Origin of the sequence: Nonomuraea sp. ZG12 (assembly GCF_052068115.1) — a bacterium.
Classification (GTDB): domain Bacteria; phylum Actinomycetota; class Actinomycetes; order Streptosporangiales; family Streptosporangiaceae; genus Nonomuraea.
In genome coordinates this window covers 131,325-152,243 of record NZ_JBQHCW010000015.1, presented here as the reverse complement: position 1 = coordinate 152,243, position 20,919 = coordinate 131,325, and the positions used below count along the sequence as shown (strand labels likewise).

The following is a 20,919-nucleotide window of genomic DNA, read 5'->3' as shown; positions in this document are numbered from 1 at the left end:
CATAGCCCACTTTCCCGCGAAGGGCACTTGCCTCGGCCGCCACTCACAGCCGACCCAGAGCGGAGAGGGTCACATTCCGCCCAGACACGGAAATGTTTCCTGTGGGCACGCCGGACGCAGTGTCAAGGCTGTGCCTTATGTCCGCTACGGGTGGCTGTGTTTCGGTGATGATCTGTGAGTGTCGGGAACGTCACGCTAAGCTATCACCGGCCCGTCGGGCGGAGGTTGATGAGCGTACACGGGTCGGGTGGGTGCTGATGGGTGAGGTGATGTCCACCGCGTCATGCCGGGCGTTTCGGGCCGTGCTGGAAGCCTCGGGTGAGATGGTGGGTGAGCGGGCGCTGGCCGAGCGGGTGGCCTGGCTGGCGGCTGTGATCCGGCGGATGGCGGCCGGGGTGGTGGCGGAGCACTGGAATCGGGTGCATCTGGATCGGCTGGGTTCGGGAGTGGGGCTGGATGGCCGGGCGCTGCCTGCGAAGGGGTGGATGGCAGTGCGCCGTCTCGGCTGGGATGCCGCTATCCCGGAGGGGGTGTATGTCTCCGATCGGGTGCGCCGGTGCGCGGAGGAGGAAGCCGCCCGGGCGTTGCGGTTGGCGTTGTATCGCCGGGCGATTCTGGCGGCGATCATCGCGACCTGGCCCGCCGATCCCGGCCGCCGTACCGACGCGGAGTGGACGGCGGTGCGCGTCGCGCTGAACGCGACGGCGGGTGCGGCGGGTAGCGGGGTGTCGTCTGCGCTGATCCGTAACCGGACCAGGCAGCTACGCGCCTACCTCGACGAGCACGGGCTGTCGCCCGCCGCTCTGACCGGCCTGGGCGGTCAGGCTGGTGTAGTGGAGGTGGAGGGTCCGCCGGTGGTGGCGGCCCAGGTGCTACTGGCGGCTGCTGACCGGCAGTTGGTCACCCTGGAAAGGGTCGGCGCCTCCGGCGCGCGGTTGCGTGTCCAGCTCCCCTTGTGTGCCCGACCGGCCACCCGCCGGGACTGGGCGTGGCATGTGCTGCTGGTCCCCCTGCCCCCGCAGGTGCCGGCCGACGCCGGACTCCGCTGTCCGAGTCTGCGGGTGATGGACGGCCGGGTGCGGGTGGACCTGCCGTTCACGGTGGCGATGCCGTACGCCCCCGCCACCGTCCACGCCGTCGCGGTCGGGTTCGACTGGGGAGTCAACACCTTGCTTACCGGCACCGTCGGACGCCTGCACAATGGCCGGGTGGAGGGCGATGGCCGCCCACTGATCTATGACGCCACCACCGTCAGCGCCAAACTGCACCGGCTACGCGGGCACCGTGAGGCGCTGGCCGCCAAACGTGACCACTACGCCACCCTCCAGGCCGGCTTCGCTCCCGACGCCACCCGCCACGAGAAGGTGGCAGCGCTGCACCAGCGGGCCGACCGCGAGCACACGCGGGTGTGCGCGCGAATCCGGCACCTGAACAACGCGCTGTCTTGGAGCGCCGCCCGCTGGGCCGTCGACCAAGCCATCGCCTTGGGGGCGTCGGTCATCTACCTGGAAGACCTCGCCACCCTCGAAACCCGCGGCCGCCGGAAAGGCAACGCCGCCCTGTGCGGCCAAGTCCGAGGACGCGTGGCCGACGCCATCCGGCACCTGGCCGCTAAAGCCGGGCTCGCGGTCGTGGCCGTGCCCGCGCGAGGCACCAGCAAATACTGCCCGCGTTGTGGCACCGGTACCTCACCTCTGCGCCACGCGCCCGCGCCGGACCGGCTGAAGGAGCGCGGCTGGAAATGGGCGCACTGCGCCCGCTGTGGCCTTTCCTGTGACCGCGACCAGGCAGCGGCCGAGCGGATCGTCTCCCGCGGCCTGCTCGCCCAACACCACACCGTCACCGACCGTGGCACCGGCACCCGCACCATCCGTATCGTCGTGGAAGGCAACCTCGCCCGCGCCCGCCGCCCTCGCAAGCCGACCGGGGCCGCCAGGCGCGCCCGCCGCACTCGCACCGACCTCCACCCACGCCCCCACGACCGGGCTCGACAGGACCGGACCAAGACCGGCCCTACCCCCAAACGCCCCAGCGCTCAGCGGCCCACCGAGCGATCCAGCACCGAGCGATCCAGCACGGAAAAGGCCTTCAGCCAGCCGCCCGACCGGCGTCTGGTGCCCGCCCCCACGATCCCGGTGGGACAGCGTCCGGCGGGCCAAGCACCCCAGGCGAACAGCCCAACGGCCGTCCGCACAGGACTTGTACGCGATTCTCACCACCGGACCGGCTTCCACCACCTGAAAGCCGCTCCCGTACTCGCCCTTGGTGAGTACGGGAGCGGCCGACACAAAGGCTACGCCCGCCCGAAACACCTGATCCCTCAGGCAACCACAGAGAATCGCAGACGCTACGGTGAGAGGGCCCGTGACTGAACGGGCGGATCGATCGTGGCAGAGGGGAGGCGTTGTGCGAACCAGACTGCCCGCCGCGCTGCTCCTGCTGCTGTCCTGGATGCTGCCCGCCTCCGGGCACGCCCACGCCGCCGCCCAGGTCGTCGCGGTGCAGGAGGCGACCTGGCACGCCGAGCAGCATCCCGGCGCCCGGCAGACACCCTTCCAGCCGGCCTCGGCGCATTCGCGGACCGGCTCGCCCGACATGATCGGCGGCGGGCCCGCCGTGCTCGCGTCGGGCGGCCCGCACGCGCGGACCGCCTGGGCCACCGTCGTGCGGCGGCCCGCCACCGGCGCCCCCGTGACGGGTCACCGGGACGCCACGCCCGCGCGGGCACCACCTTCCACAGCGCGCTGAAGACACCTTTTTCTTTCTTTTGAGCCCTGTGGAGGCCTCCATGTCACGTGCGCCCTTGTGGCGCGCGCTGGCGGCGCTCGCCGTCATCGCGACCTCGTTGTTCCTCGCGTTCACCACTGAGCCGCGCCTGGGCCTGGACCTGCGCGGCGGTACCCAGCTCGTCTTCGAGACGAAGGACTCGCCGACGGTCAAGGCGGACTCGGCCGCCACCGACCGTGCCCTCGACGTACTCCGCCGCCGGGCGGACGCGCTCGGGGTCGTCGACCCCACGCTGGTCCGCTCCGGCGAGAAGCGGATCATCGTCGAACTGCCCGGCGTGCTCGACCCCCAGCAGGCGGCCGAGGTCATCGGCCGCACCGCCCAGCTCGCCTTCCACTCCGTGGAGGGCCTGGCCGAGAAGGGCGACAAGACGGCGCTGCCCGACGAGAGCGGGCAGCTGCTCAAGCTCAGCCCGCCCGTCATCAGCGGCGACGGCATCACCGACGCGGCGGCCGAGAGCGACCCGCAGCGCGGGCCCGGCTGGTGGGTCAGCGTCCAGTTCCGCGACGCGGGCGCCTGGCAGAAGATGACCGGCGAGGCCGCCTGCGCCCCCGTCGGCGACCCGGAGCGGCGGGTCGCGATCGTGCTCGACAAGGAGATCATCTCCTCGCCGCAGGTCGACCCGTCCGTGCAGTGCCGCGTCGGCATCCCCGGCGGCGGCACCGACATCACCGGCTCGTTCACCCACGAGGAGGCGAACGAGCTGGCCGTGCTGATCAAGGGCGGCGCCCTGCCGGTGCCGATGGACCTGGTCGAGCAGCGCACGGTCGGCCCGACGCTCGGCGCGGACGCGATCGAGGCCAGCGCCAAGGCCGCCATCGTGGGCCTGATCGCCACCACGCTGTTCATCATCGCCGTCTACCGCCTCGTCGGACTGCTCGCCGCCGTCGCGCTGGTCTGCTACGGCCTGATCGCCTACGCCGTGCTGGTGGCGATGGGCGCGACGTTCACGCTGCCGGGGCTGGCCGGGTTCGTGCTGGCGATCGGCATGGCCGTCGACGCCAACGTGCTGGTCTTCGAGCGGGCCAGGGAGGAGTACCACCAGGCACCGGAGCGCGGCCTGAAGGCGGCGCTGGACCGGGGGTTCAAGAACGCCTGGAGTGCCATCGCCGACTCCAACATCACCACCCTGATCGCCGCCGGTCTGCTGTTCTGGCTGGCCTCCGGCCCGGTCAAGGGCTTCGGCGTGACGCTCGGCATCGGTGTGCTGGCCTCGCTGGTGTCGGCCATGCTGATCACCCGGGTGCTCACCCAGACCGTCATCGGCCGGATCGGGCCGCGCGTGTCGGGCCTCGGCTCCATCGGCTCGGTCAGGACCTGGCTGACGCGCAGGAACCCGCAGCTCATGTCCACCAGGAGGCTGTGGCTGGCCGTGGCGGGCGGCCTCGCGGTCGTGGCGCTCGCCGGGCTGTTCGCCCGCGGGCTGAACTTCGGCGTCGAGTTCACCGGCGGCAGGCTCGTGGAGTTCGGCACGTCCCAGCCGGTGACGGCGGACGCGGCCAGGCAGGCGGTGGCGCAGGCCGGTTTCCCCAACGCCGTGGTGCAGGCGTCCGGCGACGGCGTCTCCGTGCGGGCCGGCGAGCTCACCATCCCCGAGGTGGCCAAGATCCAGGAGGCGCTGGAGGGCCAGGCGGGCGAGGTGACCAAGCGGCGCGACGAGTTCATCGGCCCGAGCCTCGGTGAGGAACTGCGGCGCAACGCCCTCATCGCACTGGCCGTGGCTGTGGCGGCGCAGCTCGCCTACCTGGCCTTCCGGTTCAGGTGGTCGTTCGGCGCGGCGGCGGTGATCGCGCTGCTGGTGGACGTCTCCATCGTGATCGGGCTGTTCGCCTGGCTGGGCAAGCCGATCGACGGCGTCTTCCTCGCCGCGATGCTGACCGTCGTCGGCTACTCGGTCAACGACAAGGTGGTGGTGTTCGACCGGGTACGCGAGCTGTGGGCGGCCCGGCGGAAGGCGCCGCTGTCCGAGGCGGTGAACGGGGCGATCCTGCAGACCATGCCGCGCACGGTCAACACCGGACTGGGCGCGCTGTTCATCCTGATGGCCCTGGCCGTTTTCGGCGGCGATTCCCTGCGCGACTTCGCCATCGCTCTGGTGGCGGGCATCGTGGTCGGCACCTTGTCGTCGTCGTTCGTGGCGGGGCCGATGGCGATCGTGCTCGGCAGATTCGACAAGCAGTCGCCACCCGAGCCGGTCAAGCCGCGAACCAAGCGACCACGCGAGGGCTCCGGCGCCGTCGTGTGACCGGCTCCTGAGGGGGCGTGACCGGCCAGGTCACGCCCCTGCGGGCTGACCGCCCAGGTCACGCCCGCATGTCTCGCGGCCCGGCTCAAGGTCACCATCCCGTGGGGCGGGCACCAGGTCAGGACCCCTGTAGGGTATTTTTTTAGCTTTCATGCTTTATGTACGGCAAAGCACCCCTGTTTTCCTGGGCCGTTTATCGTCCTTTGGTATGGCCTTTTACAATTGAGGCGCATGAGGTGTCGATAATTGGCAGCAAGAATCAGGCGATATAGGGGCACACAATGCCATGAACGACCATCACGGCGTACCTCGGATGCTGGTCAGCCTGCTGGACCTCGGCGGGGAGGCGACCCTGGAGCAACTGCCGTCCCTGGTGGGCCAGTACCTCCCGGACGCCGGCATCCGGCAGTGCCTGATCTACCTCGCCGACCTGCAGCAGACCAGGCTGCGCCTGCTCCCCGACGCGGACGCCCAGGTGCCCGAGGGAGACGACAAACCGCCCGACGAGCTGCGCATCGACGCCACGTACGGCGGCCGCGCCTTCCAGGAGAACCGGATCCTGCGCAAAAGTGGGGAGGACGGCCAGGACTGCTGGTGGGTGCCGCTGCTGAACGGCGCCGAACGCCTCGGCGTGCTGCGCGTCACGGCCGACGGGCTCGGCGAGCTGGACCAGCAGGTCATCCGCGCGCTGGCCGAGATGGTGGCGCTCTTCGTGGTGAGCAAGCGCGCCTACAGTGACGCCTATCCGCGCCTGGTGCGTTCGCGGCCGATGAACGTGGCGGCGGAGATGCTCTGGCATCTGATGCCGCCGCTGACGTTCTCCAACGCCGAGGTGACGGTCGCCGGCGTGCTGGAGCCCGCCTACGAGATCGGCGGCGACGCCTTCGACTACGCGCTGGCGGACGACGTCGTCCATCTGGCGATCTTCGACGCCATGGGCCACGACCTCGCCGCCGGGCTGGCCGCCAACCTCGCCCTGGCCACCTCGCGCAACCTGCGCCGCCACGGCGCGGACCTGGCCAGCAACGGCGAGGGCATCGAGGGTCTGCTGCTGCGGGAGTTCGGGGAGAGCGCCCGCTTCGTCACCGCCATCATGGCCGACTTCGACCTGCGCACCGGCATGCTCACCTGGGTCAACCGCGGTCACCCCCCGCCCATCCTCATCCGGGGCGGCCGGTGGACCACCGTGCTCGACTGCCCGCCCGCGCCGCCGCTCGGCCTGGGCCTCGACCAGCCCGTCACCGTCTGCCGCGAACAGCTCGAACCGGGCGACCGCCTGCTCCTGTACACCGACGGCATCGTCGAGGCCGGCAGTCACCAGGGCGAGGAGTTCGGGGTGGTCCGCTTCGTCGAGTTCATCCTGCGCCACTGCGCCGCCCGGCTGCCCGTCCCCGAGACGCTGCGCCGGCTCATCAAGGACGTCCTGGACCACCATGACGGCCGGCTGCATGACGACGCGACCGTCCTGCTCACCGAATGGCACGGGCGCACGGGCACCTGCCAGGTGAGAGGCAGCCTCTCCTAACGGGCTCCTGGCCGAACCCCACCTCGGCTGCCGGCCGACTCCTGACGGCCGGTCGCAGGTGTGGGGACCCGGGCCGGGGGCAGCGGAGGCCGGATGAGGATGGAAGAGGTGTCCTCGTGGCGGGAGCTCGACGACGCCATCTGCGCGGCCAGCGGGTCCCGCCGGCAGGGGCACGCGCACTCGACCCTGGTCTTCCGCGGCCTGGCGAGGAGCACCTACTCGCACGTGTCCAGCCTGGCGCGGCTGGAGGGTGACTACGCGGCGCTGGAACCGCACCTGGTGCGTAACTTCCGCAAGTACGCCCACCGCGCGGTACCGGGCCCGACCGTGTGGGACTGGTTGGCGCTCGGCCAGCATCACGGGCTGCCCACCCGGCTGCTGGACTGGACCTTCTCACCGCTGGTGGCCCTGCACTTCGCCACCGCCTCCTGGCCCGATGAGGACGGCATCCTGCTCGCGGTCGACTGTGACCGTACCCATCAGTTGCTGCCCGAGGCGCTGCGCGCGCCGCTGGAGCGTGAGGGGGCGCTGGTGTTCACCACCGAGATGCTGGGAGAGGCGGCCCGCGACCTGGCGAGCTTCGACCGGCTCACCGCAGACCGGCCGTTCCTCGCCTTTTTCGAGCCGCCGTCGCTGGACGAGCGGGTGGTCAACCAGTCGTCGGTGCTGTCGGCGACGTCCAGGCCGACGTTCCAGGTGGAGGAGTGGCTCGGCGAGCATCCCCGCCTGTGGCGGGGATGGACGATCCCCCCGCGGGTCAAGGCGGAGATCAGGGAACGGCTCGACCAGGCGGGCGTCACCGAGCGGATGCTCCTCCCCGGGCTGGACGGCCTGGCGGCCTGGCTGCGCCGCTACTACACCCCCGGCACCACCGACCAGAGCGAGGCCGACGGCGGCGGGTCGATGAGCGGCGAGGACCGCCGCCGTCAGCAGGAGGGCCGGATGAGCGCCTGAGCGCCGGATCCCCCGGCAGCCGCCCGGTGAGGCCGGCCTGTATCCGCTTTCCGGACGGCCGGGCTGTGCCGCCGTGGTCCGTCAGGCCTGAGGTCGATGCTTTTCACTCGCTCGCGGGGACACTTTCGCCCGTCGTAACGGCCCAGCCGAAACTTCGGGAAAGGGCGTCAGGAGCGTGTGCCGGTTCGGTCATGGCCTTGGCGGTCGGTCGGCTCGCCGGGCGGGGGCGGATGCTCGCCGAGATCGTGGGGTGGGCCGATCGAGAACCTCGGCCGGGGTGTCGCCGCATTCGGGTGCGCGGCTGATGTGGTGGCCATTTCGCGAGGGCTGCGGAAAGGTAAGGCGTATCACTGCGGAGTCCGTACGAAGTGAAAAATGGATGCGAAAAGTTTTAAGCATTGAATCGCCGCGAATAGGGTCAGGTTAACTCCGGGAGTCCGGGCCGTGACCGAGTTGTGTCAGGGTGCCACCCTTCGGCGGGGGTTTCGGTGCGGCGCGAGCTGGGATTATGGTGCGCGGGGGCTGGATGTGCGATCGGCCTGGCCGATATATGCGAGCCTTATAGGTTCTTGACAAAGACGATTTTTCGCGGTTGGGAGCCCGGTCGATGGCAGGGCGGCCGCTTTGGCCGTGCCGAATGATCGTTGTCCAGGTGACTTAGGTCACGGTGGAGTGATCTTGGTTGTTCGGGAATGGGCGCTCGCGCGTGCGGCGCGAGTTCTTTCTCTGCGGGCTCGCGCTGCGGTGGGGCGAGAAAGGCGGCGACTGTCGGCCTGGCCCGTGTTGCCGGCGCCTGCACACGGCGGCCCATGTGCCGTGAAAATGGCTAAATCATATGAAAAGTGCATAAAGTAGGATAAATCGGGCGCAGGCGGGGTTCTGGGGGGCCGAATCGGAGTTTCGGTCAGATTGGGTGTGTGGCGCCTATCATCGCCGGCCTGACAGATCAAGTGTCCGTCAAGGTTTGATCTGTGTTTCGCGGGCTGCGGTTCCCGCTCGAAATCGCGCCGTTGACTCCAGGCTCCAAACATAGATATAAGAGTCTCTGTCGAGCTTCGGCGTAAGATCGTACGAAATGTAGTGACTGTTAGTAGTAAATCAATTTCGATGTTGTTTTGAGGCATTTGTCGAGGAGCGCCGTAACATGGCGATTGACGACCTCTGTATTCAGCGACGAATCGAGCTGCCGGTGTCCGGGCCGGACGCGCGGCCGGCAGTGACCTCCTACTGGGGAGGTGCGGGGCGATCACAGGCCAGCTGACCGCGGCGCCGCACGGTTCCCACCCCTCGGACCCACGCTCCGCCCGCACGATGTTCTGCCTGCCGTACGCCGGAGGAGGCGCCAGCGCCTACACCGGGCTCCTCCGCGAACTCACCGACCTCACCGATCTTCCGGACCTCACGGTCACCCCCCTCCAGCTTCCCGGCCGGGAGAACCGCATCGCCGAACCTCCGGCCTTCACCGTCCAGGAGATCGCCGACGAGATAGCGCCCGCCACGGACGCGCCGTACCTGCTGTACGGCCACAGCATGGGCGCGCGGCTGGCCTTCGAGGTCGTCCGCGAGCTGCGCCGTCGCGGCCTGCCCGGGCCTCGCAGGCTGTACGTCGGCGGCGCGCACCCGCCGCATCGCAAGGTGCCGCTGGCCGCCTCCGCCGACCTGCCCGACGACGCCTTCATCGACCAGCTCGTCCGCCGATCGGGCGCCCTCCCCGAGCTCAAGCACGTCCCGGAGCTGCGCGAGCTGCTGCTGCCGGTGCTCCGGGCCGACTTCGCCTGGATCAAGAACCACCGGTACGCGCCCGAGCCACCGCTCGACTGCCCCATCGTCGCCTTCACCGGCCTCGACGACGGGGAAGTGGGCGCCGAGGACATGCTCGGCTGGGCCCGGCACACCACGGCCGGCTTCCGCCTGCGCACGCTGCGGGGCGGCCACCTCTTCGTCAAGGACCGCCCCGCCGAACTGGCCGCCCTCGTCGCCGCCGACCTGACGGGCCGGCACACCCCGCCCGAGCCCGACGAGGTACACCTCTGGCTCGACCAGCACCCCGACCCCGCGAGCCCCGGCCGGCTCCTGCGTCACCACGACGGCCAGACGACGATCACCGTCAGCCACGCCGACGGCCTGACCCTGGTGGCCGCGGCCCGCGACCCCGGCATCGGCGTCGCCGTGATGCGCGCCGGCCACTCCGCCACGCCGCCCGCCGCAGCCTCGTCACCGTCGGAGCCGGGCTCGGGAGCGTCGTCCGCGGCGTCGTCCGCGGCGTCGTCCTCCGTGTCCGGGCCGGGGAGGTCGCACGGCGTGCCCGTGACCCCGGTAGGGGAGGGGGCCGGTCGCGGTGGGGCGGAGTTGAGCGCGGGGGAGCGGGAGCAGATCGAGGGAGCGGCCGAGCAGGACAGGCGGTGGCTGGCGCTGCGGGCCGTCGCCGCGAAGCGGGCGTTGATGGCGGCCGACGGCCAAGGGGCCGATCCCGCGCTGGCCGACTTTCCCGACCTCGCCGACCCTGGCCCCTGGCGTGCCCAGGGCGGCCCGGGGCTGGACCGGCTCGCCCGGTGGCGGGTCGTACACCTACCTCTGCACACCTCACGGGGGGAAGCGTTGGCAGCAGTGGCGGTGCCGTACGACAGGGTGCGGCTGAGATTCGACATGCCCGCCGAACAGGCCGGGTGACGACGTGACCGGGATGAGCATCGGGCCGCTGCTGCATGACCTCGTCCTGGCCCAGGCCGGGCGTACGCCGGACGCGCCGGCCGTGCGGCAGTGGGATCGGACGCTGACCTACCGGGAGCTGACCTCGGCCGCCTCGGCGCTGGCCCGCCGCCTGCGCGCGTGCGGTGCGGGGCCGGAGGTGCGGATCGGCGTCTGCGGCCGCCGTACCCCCGAGCTGCTGATCTCCGTGCTGGGGGTGCTCATGTCCGGCGGCGCGTACGTACCGCTGGACCCGTCGCACCCGCGACGGCGGCTCAGCGGGATCATCGAGGACGCGCGGATCACCACGGTCGTGGCCGACGACACCGGCGTGGAGCTGCTGTCCGGGCTGCCCGTCGACCTGGTCACCCTGGCGGAGGACGGGCCACCTCCCGCCGATCGCTCGCCGTCCGCGATCCCGGCGCAGGCGGCGGCCTACGTGCTCTACACCTCCGGCTCGACGGGGCGGCCCAAGGGGGTCGTGGTGAGTCACGCCTCGGCGGTGTCCTTCGTCACGATGGCGGGGGAGGTGTTCGGGCTCGACGCCGGATGCCGGTCGATCGGGTTCGCCGCGCTGGGGTTCGACGTGTCGGTGCTGGACGTGTTCGCGCCGCTCTCCCGTGGCGGGTCGGTGATGTTCGTCCCCGACGGCGATCGGGTGGATCCCGTACGGCTTCAGCGCTTCCTGGAGCGGCACCAGGTGACGTGGGGGACCATCCCGCCCGCGCTGCTGCCGTTGCTCGACCCCGACCGGCTGCCGTGGCTGCGCGACCTGCTGACGGCGGGGGAGCCGGCGGGGCCCGAGCAGGTCGCGCGCTGGTCGAAGCCCGGGTTCCGGCGCTTCCACAACTGGTACGGGCCCACCGAGACGACCGTGTGCGTCGTCGGCACCGAGCTCGACGGCTCCTGGGACAGGCCCTTGCCCATCGGTCACGCGCTGCCCGGCTGCACCGCGTACATCCTCGACGACCTGCTCCGGCCCTGCCCGCCCGGCACGCCCGGTGAGCTGTGCATCGGCGGGCCGCAGCTGGCCCGCGGCTACCTGCACCGGCCGGAGCTGACCGCCGAGCGGTTCGCGCCCGACCCGTACGGTGCGCCCGGCGCGCGGCTGTACCGCACCGGGGACCAGGTCGTGCTGGACGGCGACGGGCGCATCGGGTTCATCGGGCGGCTGGACCGGCAGGTGAAGGTCCAGGGGCAGCGCGTGGAGATCGGCGAGATCGAGGCGGTGCTGCGCGCCCACCCGGACATCCGCCAGGCGGTGGTCGACGTGGACACCGGCGCGACGGGCCTGAAGGAGGTCACCGCCTACCTGGCCCCCGGGGACGCGCCCGGCGTCGAGGAGGTGCGCGCCCACTGCCTGGAGAGCATGCCCGCGTACATGGTGCCCACCAGGGTGGTGCGACTGGCGGCGCTCCCGCTGACGGTGGCGGGCAAGACCGACCTGGCGGCCCTGCGGGCCCACCGTCTCACCGAAACGGAGCCGAGCACCTCAGCGGCTCTGCGACCGGAGACGGAGCAGGACGCAGCGCCGGGGGCAGAGACCAGCGCTGGGCTGGAGGGCGAGGTCGCGCGGGTGTGGGCCGTCGCGTTCGGGAGCGGGGTGCCCGGGCCCGGTGCCGACTTCTTCGCCTGTGGCGGTCACTCGCTGCTCGCCATGCGGCTCACCGCCCTGCTGCGGGCCGGGCTCGGCAAGGACCTCGCGGTCGAGGACGTGCTGACCGGCCGGACCGTGGCCGGCATCGCCCGCCGCGCGGAACTCGCCGCGCCCGTCCGGGACGAGCCGCCGGGCGAGGCCCCGGCCGCGCTGTCGGCGATCCAGCGGCGGATGTGGTTCGTGGAGCGGCTGGCCCCCGGCACCCCCGCGCACAACATCGCGATGGCGCAGCGCCTGTCGGGCCCGCTCGACGTGGCGGCGCTGCGGGACGCGCTGGCGGAGGTGGCGCGGCGTCACGAAGTGCTCAGGTGGCGGGTGCCGCAGTCCGGCGGGGTGCCGGTCGTCGCGGTCACCCGGCCGGGACCGGTGCCGCTGCCCGTGCAGGACGTGCCCGAGCATGAGGTGCACGAGCAGCTGCAGGCCGAGGCCCGGCTGCCCTTCGACCTGGAGACGGGGCCGCTGTGGCGGGCCCGGCTGCTCCGCGTCGCCGACGACGAGCACGTCCTGGCCGTCACCGCGCACCACCTGGTGTTCGACGGCTGGTCGCAGAAGGTGCTGTACGACGACATCGGCCGCGCCTACCGCCGCGAGACCCTCACCCCGCTGCGGGCGTCGTACGGCGGCTATGTGGCCTGGCTCGCCGAGCGGGAGAGCGAGGCGGACCTCGCGTGGTGGAGCGCGCGGATGGACGGCGCGCCCACCGTGCTCGACCTGCCCCGTGACCATCCGCGCCCGCCCGTGCAGACCTTCGAGGGGGCGTCCGTCTCCGCCGAGGCGGACGCCGGGGTCAGCGACGGCGTCAGGGAGCTGGCCGCACGGCTGGGCGGTACGCCGTACGCGGTGCTGCTGGCCGCGTACGCGCAGGTGCTGCGGCGGCTCACCGGTCAGCACGACCTGATCGTCGGCACCCCGGTCGCCGACCGCCGTGACCCGGTGCTGGACCCGCTGGCCGGGTGCCTGGTGCACGTGCTGCCGGTGCGCATGCGGGTCGAGGACGGCACGGCGTTCGACGCGCACGTGACGCGCTGCCAGGAGGCGCTGTCCGGCGCGCTGGCGCATCTCGACGTGCGGCTGGAGCGGCTGGTCGACCGGCTCGGGCCGGGCCGGGACTTGTCGCGCAACCCGTTGATCCAGGTCCTGTTCAACATGTACGACTTCGCCCTGCCCCGGCTGGACCTGCCGGGCGTCACCGCCGGCCCACTGCCGCCGGGGCTGCCGGGGGCGCTGTTCGACCTCACCCTGTACGTGGGGGAACGGGACGGGCGTTACGTGCTGCAGGCCGTCTACAACCCCCGGCTGTTCCGGGCCGAGCGGGTCGAGGCGCTGCTGGACGGCTATCTCCGGCTGCTGGCCGACCTGGTCGCGGCCCCGGAGCAGCCGGTACGGCAGGCCTCCCTCCGCCCGCTCGCGACCTCGGCGGTGGGCTCGGGGAACCTGCCCGACGGGACTGGCGCGCCGGCCTCCTGGGACGGCCCCGGCCTGGTCGAGCGCGTGCTCAAGCAGGTGGCCGACGGCCCCGGCGCGGTGGCGGTCAGCGGCGCGGGCGGCGAGCCGACCCACGGCGAGCCGACCCACGGTGAGCTGACCCACGGTGAGCTGACCTACGCAGAGCTGGCCGAGCTCGCGGCGTCGACCGCCGCCGCCGTCGCCGCGACCGTGCGGCCGGGCGAGGCGGTGGCGATCCTGGCGGCCCGCGCCCGCGAGCTGCCCGCGCTGATGTTCGGCGTCCTGACGGCGGGCGCCCGCTGGGCGATGCTCGACCCCGCCCTCCCACCGGCCCGCCTGGCGGCCCAGGCCCGCTCGGTACGAGCCCGCGCGCTGATCGCCTGCCCCGGCGTCCCCGTGCCCCCCGAACTGGCCTGGCTGCCCCGCGCCGGCGAAGCCGATCCGCGTGACGGTGCCGTCGGGTACGACGGGGCGGGAGCGGGAGGCCGGGAGGGCGGGCAGGCGGTGCCAGATGTGCCGCTGGAGGGGCGCGGGTACCTGTCGTTCACCTCCGGCACCACCGGCGAGCCCAAGCCGGTGCGCGCCGCCGAGCGCCCGCTGGCCCGCTTCCTGTCCTGGTACACCGCCGAGTTCGGCCTGACCGCGCAGGACAGGTTCGCCCTGCTCGCCGGTCTGGCCCACGACCCGCTGCTGCGCGACGTCTTCACCCCGCTGGTGCTGGGCGCGCGGCTGTGCGTGCCGGGCCAGGACCGCGTCCGCGACCCCGCCCGCCTGGCCTCCTGGCTGCGCGAGAACCGCGTCACCGTCGCCCACCTCACGCCGCAGCTCGCCACGCTGATCGCCGCCGCCGGGGTCGAGCTGCCGGACCTGCGGCTGGTGCTGTTCGGCGGCGACCGCCTCACCTACGCGGACGTGGCCCGCTTCAGGGCGGTCGCGCCGGCGGCCCGCCTGGTCAACAGCTACGGCACCACCGAGACACCCCAGGCCCAGTCCGTGCACGAGATCACCGGCGAGCCGGCGGGCACCGGCGATCCGGTGCCGGTCGGCCGGGGCGTGGCCGGGGCGGAGCTGCTCGTCCTGAACGCGGGCGGCGCCCCGGCGGCCGTCGGCGAGCTGGGGGAGGTGGTGGTCAGGAGCCGCCGCCTCGCGGAGGCGTACCTGGACGACGACCTCACCCGGCAGCGTTTCACCCGCGAGCCGGACGGCGAGACGGCCCGCTACCGCACCGGAGACCTCGGCCGGTACGACTGCGAGGGCCGCGTCGTGCCGGCCGGGCGGGCCGACGGACAGGTGAAGATCCGCGGCTACCGGGTCGAGCTCGGCGAGATCGAGGCCGTCCTGGTGGCCCATCCGGGCGTCCTGGCCGCCGCCGCCAAGGTGGCCGAGCAGCCCGGGGGAGCGGTGCTGCACGCCTACGCGGTGCCGCGGAGCGCGGCCGTCCAGCCGGGTGAGCTGCGGCGGCACCTCGCGGCCGGCCTCCCCGACCACGCCGTCCCCGCCGAAGTCGTCCTCCTGCCCACCCTCCCCCTCACCCCGAACGGAAAGGTGGACAGGGCCCGCCTGCCCGCTCCCGCTCACCGTCCCGCCGCAGGGCGGGGCCAGGAACCGGCCACGGGGACGGAACGCCTGGTCGCCGGCGTCTGGCGGGAGGTGCTCGGCCTGCCGAGGATCTCCGCCGACGCGAACTTCTTCGAGATCGGCGGGCATTCGCTCGCCACCGCTCAGGTTCAGGCCCGGCTGGCCGCCTCGCTCGGGCGCGAGGTGCCGATCGTGGACCTGTTCCGCTTCCCGACCGTACGGACACTCGCCGCACACCTCGACGGCGAGCGGCGGCCGGCCGGTTCGGAGCGCGCCGCGCGGCGGGTCGCGGCGCGCCGGGCACGACCCTCAACTCAGCGGCCTCACCAGGCCAGACGGGAGAGCACCGAATGACGTACCACGAAGAGGAGCCTGGGGTCGAGCCGATCGCGGTCGTGGGGCTGGCCTGCCGGCTGCCCGGAGCGGAGGACGCGCCCGCGTTCTGGCGCAACCTGGTGGACGGCGTCGAATCCGTCAAGTTCTACACCAGGCAGGAGCAGGAGGCCATCGGCGTCCCCGACTACCTGCTCGACGACCCGACGTTCGTCCCGGCGGCGGCCATCGCGGCCGACTACGGGGCGCTCGACGCGGCCTTCTTCGGTATGTCGCCCCGGGAGGCGGAGCTGCGTGACCCGCAGCAGCGGATGTTCCTGGAGCTCGCCAACACGGCCCTGGAGGACGCCGGATACGATCCCGGGCGCTACCGGGGGGAGATCGGGGTATACGGCGCGATCGGCTCGGATGAGTACCAATGGATGTACATCCGCCCGAACAAGAAGGTGTTCGCCTCCGTCGGCAACCTCGCCATCTACACCGGCAACCACCCCGACTACCTGGCCACGCTGGTGTCGTACAAGCTCGACCTGCGCGGGCCCAGCGTGACCATGCACACCGCCTGCTCCTCCTCGCTCGTCGCCCTGCACGTCGCTTGCGAGGCGCTGCGGACGGGCGAGTGCGACATGGCGCTGACCGGCGGCGCCTCCCTGGAGATGCCCGCCGAATGGGGCTACCAGTACCACCAGGACGGCATCTACGCCCCGGACGGGCACTGCCGCGCCTTCGACGCCTCGGCCACCGGCACGATCTGGGGCGGAGGTGGCGGCATGGTCCTGCTCAAGCGGCTGTCCGACGCCGTCGCCGACGGCGACCACATCCGCGCGGTGGTGATCGGCAACGCCATCAACAACGACGGCGCCTCCAAGGTGGGCTTCTCCGCGCCGAGCGCCGAAGGGCAGGCGGCCGCGGTCTCCCAGGCGCTGGGCGTCGCGCAGATCGACCCGCGCACCGTCACCTACGTCGAAGCGCACGGCACCGGCACCTCGCTGGGCGACCCGATCGAGGTCGCCGCCCTGTCCAGTGTGCTGGGCGCCGGCACCGACGAGGCCGGCTGGTGCGGCATCGGCTCGGTCAAGACCAACATCGGCCACCTGGGCCCCGCGGCCGGCATCGCCGGGTTCATCAAGACCGTGCTCTCCCTGGAGAACGGCCTGATCCCGCCGTCGCTCAACTACGAGCGGCCGAACCCGCGCATCGACTTCGGCCGCAACCCCTTCCACGTCGCCGACACGCTGACCAAGTGGGACACCGACGGCTTCCCGCGCCGCGCCGGCGTCAGCTCCTTCGGCATCGGCGGCACCAACGCGCACGTGGTCGTCGAGCAGGCGCCGCCCGCCCCGCTGCCGACCGCGCCGCCGCGCCCCGCCCACCTGCTGCACCTGTCCGCCCGCACGCCCGCCGCGCTGGACGCGGCCGTGGCCAGGCTGGCCGCTCACCTCACCGACCGGGAGATCGACCTCACCGACGTGGCCTACACCCTGCGCGTGGGGCGGCGGCAGTTCGCGCACCGCGCCGCCGTGGTGGCCGCCGACGCCGCCGACGCGGTCGCGGCGCTGTCGGACTCCCGGCGCCTGGTCAAGGGCAAGGCGGGCACGCCCCGGGTGGCGTGGCTGTTCCCCGGCCAGGGCGCGCAGTACGCGGGCATGGGCGCCGAGCTCTACCGTACCGAGCGGGTCTTCGCCGAGGCGGTGGACGAGTGCGCCGAGGCGCTGGCCGACGACCTCGGGCTCGACCTGCGCACCCTGCTCTTCCCCGCCGAGCACGAGCGCGCCGCCGCCAACGAGCGGCTGCGCCAGACCGCGCTCACCCAGCCCGCGCTGTTCACCGTGGAATGGGCACTGGCCTGCCTGTGGCGCTCGTGGGGAGTGGAGCCGGCCGCGATGATCGGCCACAGCATCGGCGAGTACGTGGCCGCCACCGTAGCGGGCGTCTTCCCGCTGCGCGACGCGCTGCGCCTGGTCGCCACCCGCGGCCGGCTCATGCAGAGCATGCCGTCCGGCGCGATGCTCGCCGTCCGCCAGGACCACGACGAGGTGCGCGACACCCTCCCGGAGGGCCTGTCGATCGCCACCGTCAACGGCCCCGGCACCTGCGTCGTGTCCGGCCCCGCCGAGCTCATCGCCCAGTACGCCGCGCACCTGGACGCGACCGACATCCAGCACACCGCGCTGCGCACCTCGCACGCCTTCCACTCCGCGATGATGGACCCGATCCTCGGCGACTTCCACGAGGCCGTCGCCCAGGCGGCCCGGCACGCGCCCGCCCTGCCGTTCCTGTCGAACGTCACCGGCGGCTGGATCACCGCCGAGGACGCCACCGACCCGGCCTACTGGACGCGCCACCTGCGCGAGGCCGTCAGGTTCGGCGACTGCGTCAGCACGCTCGCCGCCGACGGCGAGTGGCGGCTGGTGGAGTGCGGGCCAGGCCGCCAGCTCGCCGGCCTGGCCAGGGCCCAGCTGGGGCGGACCTCCCCGGCGCCGCTGGCCAGCCTGCCCGGCCCCGCCGACGCCAGGCCCGACCTGGAGATCATCTACGCGACGGCCGGCGCCCTGTGGACGACGGGCGTCCCGATCGACGCCGAGGCGCTGGCCGAGCCCGCCCGCCGCGTCCCGCTGCCCGCCTACCCCTACGAGCGCGCCCACCACTGGGTGGACACGCCGGTCGACCCCGAGCTCGTCTTCCCCCGGCCGCCGAGCACGGGCGCGCAGCCGCTGGAGGAGTGGTTCTCCCTGCCGGCCTGGCGTCAGGCCCCTGTCGCTCCCGCCTCGCCGGCCGTGCTCGCGGGCGTCCGCTGCCTGGTGTTCGCCGGACCGGCGGCGCGGCCGCTGCTGGAAGGGCTGCGCGCCGCCGGCGCCGACGTCGTCCCGGTGGTCGCGGGCAGTGCGTACGGCACCGCGCCCGACGGCACGATCACCGTGCGCCCGGCCGAGCGGGACGACTACGAGGCGCTCATCGCCCGGACGGGCGTGCCCCAGCGGATCATCCACGCCTGGGCGCTGGACGGCGACCCCGCGCGCGACGCCCCGCAGACGCGAGCCGCCCAGGACGTGGGCTTCTTCAGCCTCCTCGCCCTGGTCCAGGCCCTGGCCTCGGCCGAGCGTGACGCCGAGGTGCGGCTCGACGTGCTGACCGCGAGCACCCAGGGTGTCGTCGGCCAGGACGTCCGCAGACCCGAGCACGCCACCGTCGCGGGCATCACCGGCGTGGTCCCGCTGGAGGCCCGCTGGCTCGCCGTCCGCCACCTCGACCTGGAGCAGGGACCGTACGACCCCGCCGCCGTGCTGGCGGAGCTGGCCGCGGAGCACGCCGACCCCGAGGAGGGCGTGCCGCCCTCTCCCGTCGCGCTGCGCGCCGGCCGCCGCTGGGTGCGCGGCTTCGAGCCGGTGCCGCTCCCGCCGCAGGACGACCCGCTGCGCCGGCACGGCGTGTACGTCATCACCGGCGGCCTCGGCGGCCTCGGACTCACCCTGGCCGAGGATCTGGCCCGGCGTGCCGAGGCCAGGCTGGTGCTGCTCGGCCGGTCCGGGCTGCCGCCCCGCGAGGAGTGGGACTCCCTGCACGAGCTCCACGAGACGCCCGAGCGGACCCGCCGGGCCGTCGCCGCGATCCGCCGGATGGAGGCGGCCGGCGCCGAGGTGGTCGTCATGGCCGCCGACGTGACCGACCCCGCCTCCCTGCGCCGGGCCAGGACCGAGGCGCTGGACCGGTTCGGCCGCGTCGACGGCCTCGTGCACGCCGCGGGCGTCCCCGGCGGCGGCATGGCCGAGGTCAAGGAGCGCGAGACGGCCGAGAACGTCATGGCGCCCAAGATCACCGGCACGCTGGCGCTGCGCGAGGTGTTCGGCGAGCTGCCGCTCGACTTCGTCATGCTGTGCTCCTCGGTGACGGCCGTCGCGGGCGGCTTCGGCCAGGTCGACTACTGCGCCGCCAACAACTTCCTCGACGCCTACGCCCACACCTGGCCCGGCCGCGTCGTGTCGGTGAACTGGGGGGCCTGGCTGGAGGTCGGCATGGCGGCCGAGGTCGCCGCCCCGGTGGCCTTCCGCGCGCTGCAGCGCGGTGACCGGGTCACCCGCCTGGACCACCCGGTGCTCAGCCACCGCCACGAGAGCGCCGGCCGCCGCCCCTGGTACGCCGCCACCCTCTCGGCCGAGAGCCACTGGGTGCTGAACGAGCACCGCGTCGCCGGGGTGCCCGTCATGCCCGGCACCGGCTACCTGGAGACCGCCCGCGCCGCCTTCGAGGCCGCCGTGCCCAGCCCCGCCCCAGGGCACGTGATCGAGCTGCGCGACGTCGCCTTCGTCGCGCCGCTCCCGGTCGCCGACGGGTCCACCGCCGAGCTGCGGGTGCTGCTCACCCCGAGCGGCGACGGCATGGACTTCGACGTGGTCAGCGTGACAGGAGGCGAGTCCACCCAGCACGCCAGAGGCTCGGCGGTGTGGGTGGCCGCCGAGGAGCACCCCGGCGACCTCGCCGACGTCCGGGCCCGCTGCTCGTACGGCTCGGCGGACGCCGCCCCGTTCACCTCGGCGTCCGGCCTGGTCACCTTCGGGCCGCACTGGAACAGCCTGCGCACCGTGCACCTCGGCCAGAACGAGCAGATCGCCCGCCTGGAAGCCGGCCCCGACGTCGCCGCCGAGCTGGACCGCCTGCCCCTCCACCCGGCCCTGCTGGACGAGGCGACCGCGTACATCGCCGTCTCCGGCGAGCACAGCTACCTCCCGCTCGGCTACGGCCGCATCACCGTGCACGCCCCGCTCCCGGCCCGGCTGTGGAGCCACGCCAGGCACCGCGACACCGGCGGCGGCGAGGTCCTCGCCGCCGATCTCACCCTGTACGACGACGCGGGCGAGCCGGTGGTGACCATCACCGACTTCGTCCTGAGGCGCATCGACAAGGAGGCCGTCACCAGGACCGTCGGCGAGGGGGCCCGGCACGGAGCCGAGGACGCGGCGGTCAACGAGGAGTCCGCCACCGCCGGGGTCGCCCTCGACCTCGACGGCGCCAAGCGCGGCATCCCCCCGGCGGACGGCGCGGAGGCCTTCCGCCGCCTGCTCGCCGTCCCCCTGGGCCCGCAGGTGGTCGTCAACGCCACCGCGCTCCCGGAGTTCGTGGCGGGCGTCCGCGAGCTGACCCAGGACACCGTGGCCGACGAACTCGACGCCGCCTCCGCCGCCGGCGGCCAGGACGCGCTGCCGTCCGACCACGTCGCACCGCGCAACGACCTGGAGACCACCCTCGCCGGGCTGTGGGGCGAGGTGCTCGGCGCCCGGCAGGTCAGCGTCGAGCAGGACTTCTTCGAGCTGGGCGGCAACTCGCTCGTCGCGGTCCAGCTCATCGCCCTCATCAGGAAGAAGGTCGGCGTCCGGCTGCCGATGCGCAGCCTCTTCCAGGTACCGACGGTCGCCGGCATGGCGGCGCTCGTGGAAGAGCTGCGCGGCCAGAACGCACCCCAGCAGGCAACGACGATCACCCGGCTCCCCCGCACGGAAAGGCGCTGACATGCGAGACGGCCAGTACAAGGTCGTGGTCAACGACGAGGAGCAGTACTCCATCTGGTTCGCCGAACGGCCTTTGCCCCAGGGCTGGCGGGAGACCGGTTTCGAAGGGGCCAAGCAGAGCTGCCTCGACCACATCGAGCAGGTCTGGACAGATATGCGCCCGCGCAGCCTGCGCGAGGCCATGGGGCAGTAGGGGGAGCGG

General features: G+C 73.0%; 9 protein-coding genes. All 9 read left to right on the top strand.

The genetic code is table 11. The features are described 5' to 3' along the window. The first annotated feature begins 269 nt into the window (after window positions 1–269). The gene (locus ACTMTF_RS32510; RefSeq protein ID WP_441114109.1) at window positions 270–2,372 is read left to right on the top strand and encodes a zinc ribbon domain-containing protein; all 2,103 of its coding nucleotides are present in this window, start codon (window positions 270–272) and stop codon (window positions 2,370–2,372) included. A gap of 34 nt (window positions 2,373–2,406) precedes the next feature. Next, window positions 2,407–2,748, top strand: coding sequence for a hypothetical protein (locus ACTMTF_RS32505; RefSeq protein ID WP_441114108.1), 342 nt, complete (start codon window positions 2,407–2,409; stop codon window positions 2,746–2,748). Between the two features lie 40 nt (window positions 2,749–2,788). Next, on the top strand, window positions 2,789–5,032 hold the full coding sequence (secD, locus tag ACTMTF_RS32500; protein WP_441114107.1) for a protein translocase subunit SecD: 2,244 nt from the start codon (window positions 2,789–2,791) through the stop codon (window positions 5,030–5,032). 286 nt (window positions 5,033–5,318) lie between these two features. Beyond that, complete coding sequence (locus tag ACTMTF_RS32495) at window positions 5,319–6,557, top strand: PP2C family protein-serine/threonine phosphatase (RefSeq protein WP_441114106.1); 1,239 nt, start codon at window positions 5,319–5,321, stop codon at window positions 6,555–6,557. Window positions 6,558–6,650: 93 nt separating this feature from the next. Next, window positions 6,651–7,511 carry an FRG domain-containing protein gene (locus ACTMTF_RS32490; protein ID WP_441114105.1) on the top strand — a complete coding sequence of 287 codons (861 nt, stop codon included), beginning with the start codon at window positions 6,651–6,653 and terminating at the stop codon, window positions 7,509–7,511. A gap of 1,311 nt (window positions 7,512–8,822) precedes the next feature. Next, window positions 8,823–10,181 (top strand): thioesterase II family protein, encoded by a 1,359-nt coding sequence (locus ACTMTF_RS32485; RefSeq protein WP_441114104.1) that lies wholly within the window; start codon window positions 8,823–8,825, stop codon window positions 10,179–10,181. 13 nt (window positions 10,182–10,194) lie between these two features. Further along, entirely contained in the window at window positions 10,195–15,234 is a 5,040-nt protein-coding gene (locus ACTMTF_RS32480; RefSeq protein ID WP_441114154.1) for an amino acid adenylation domain-containing protein, read from the top strand. Then, window positions 15,231–20,717, top strand: a complete 5,487-nt coding sequence (locus ACTMTF_RS32475; protein ID WP_441114103.1) for a type I polyketide synthase — start codon at window positions 15,231–15,233, stop codon at window positions 20,715–20,717. Before ACTMTF_RS32480 ends, ACTMTF_RS32475 begins: the two co-directional genes overlap by 4 nt. A gap of 1 nt (window position 20,718) precedes the next feature. Then, a complete protein-coding gene (locus tag ACTMTF_RS32470; RefSeq protein ID WP_397014788.1) occupies window positions 20,719–20,910 on the top strand; it encodes an MbtH family protein in 192 nt (63 codons plus the stop codon). Window positions 20,911–20,919: the final 9 nt, after the last annotated feature.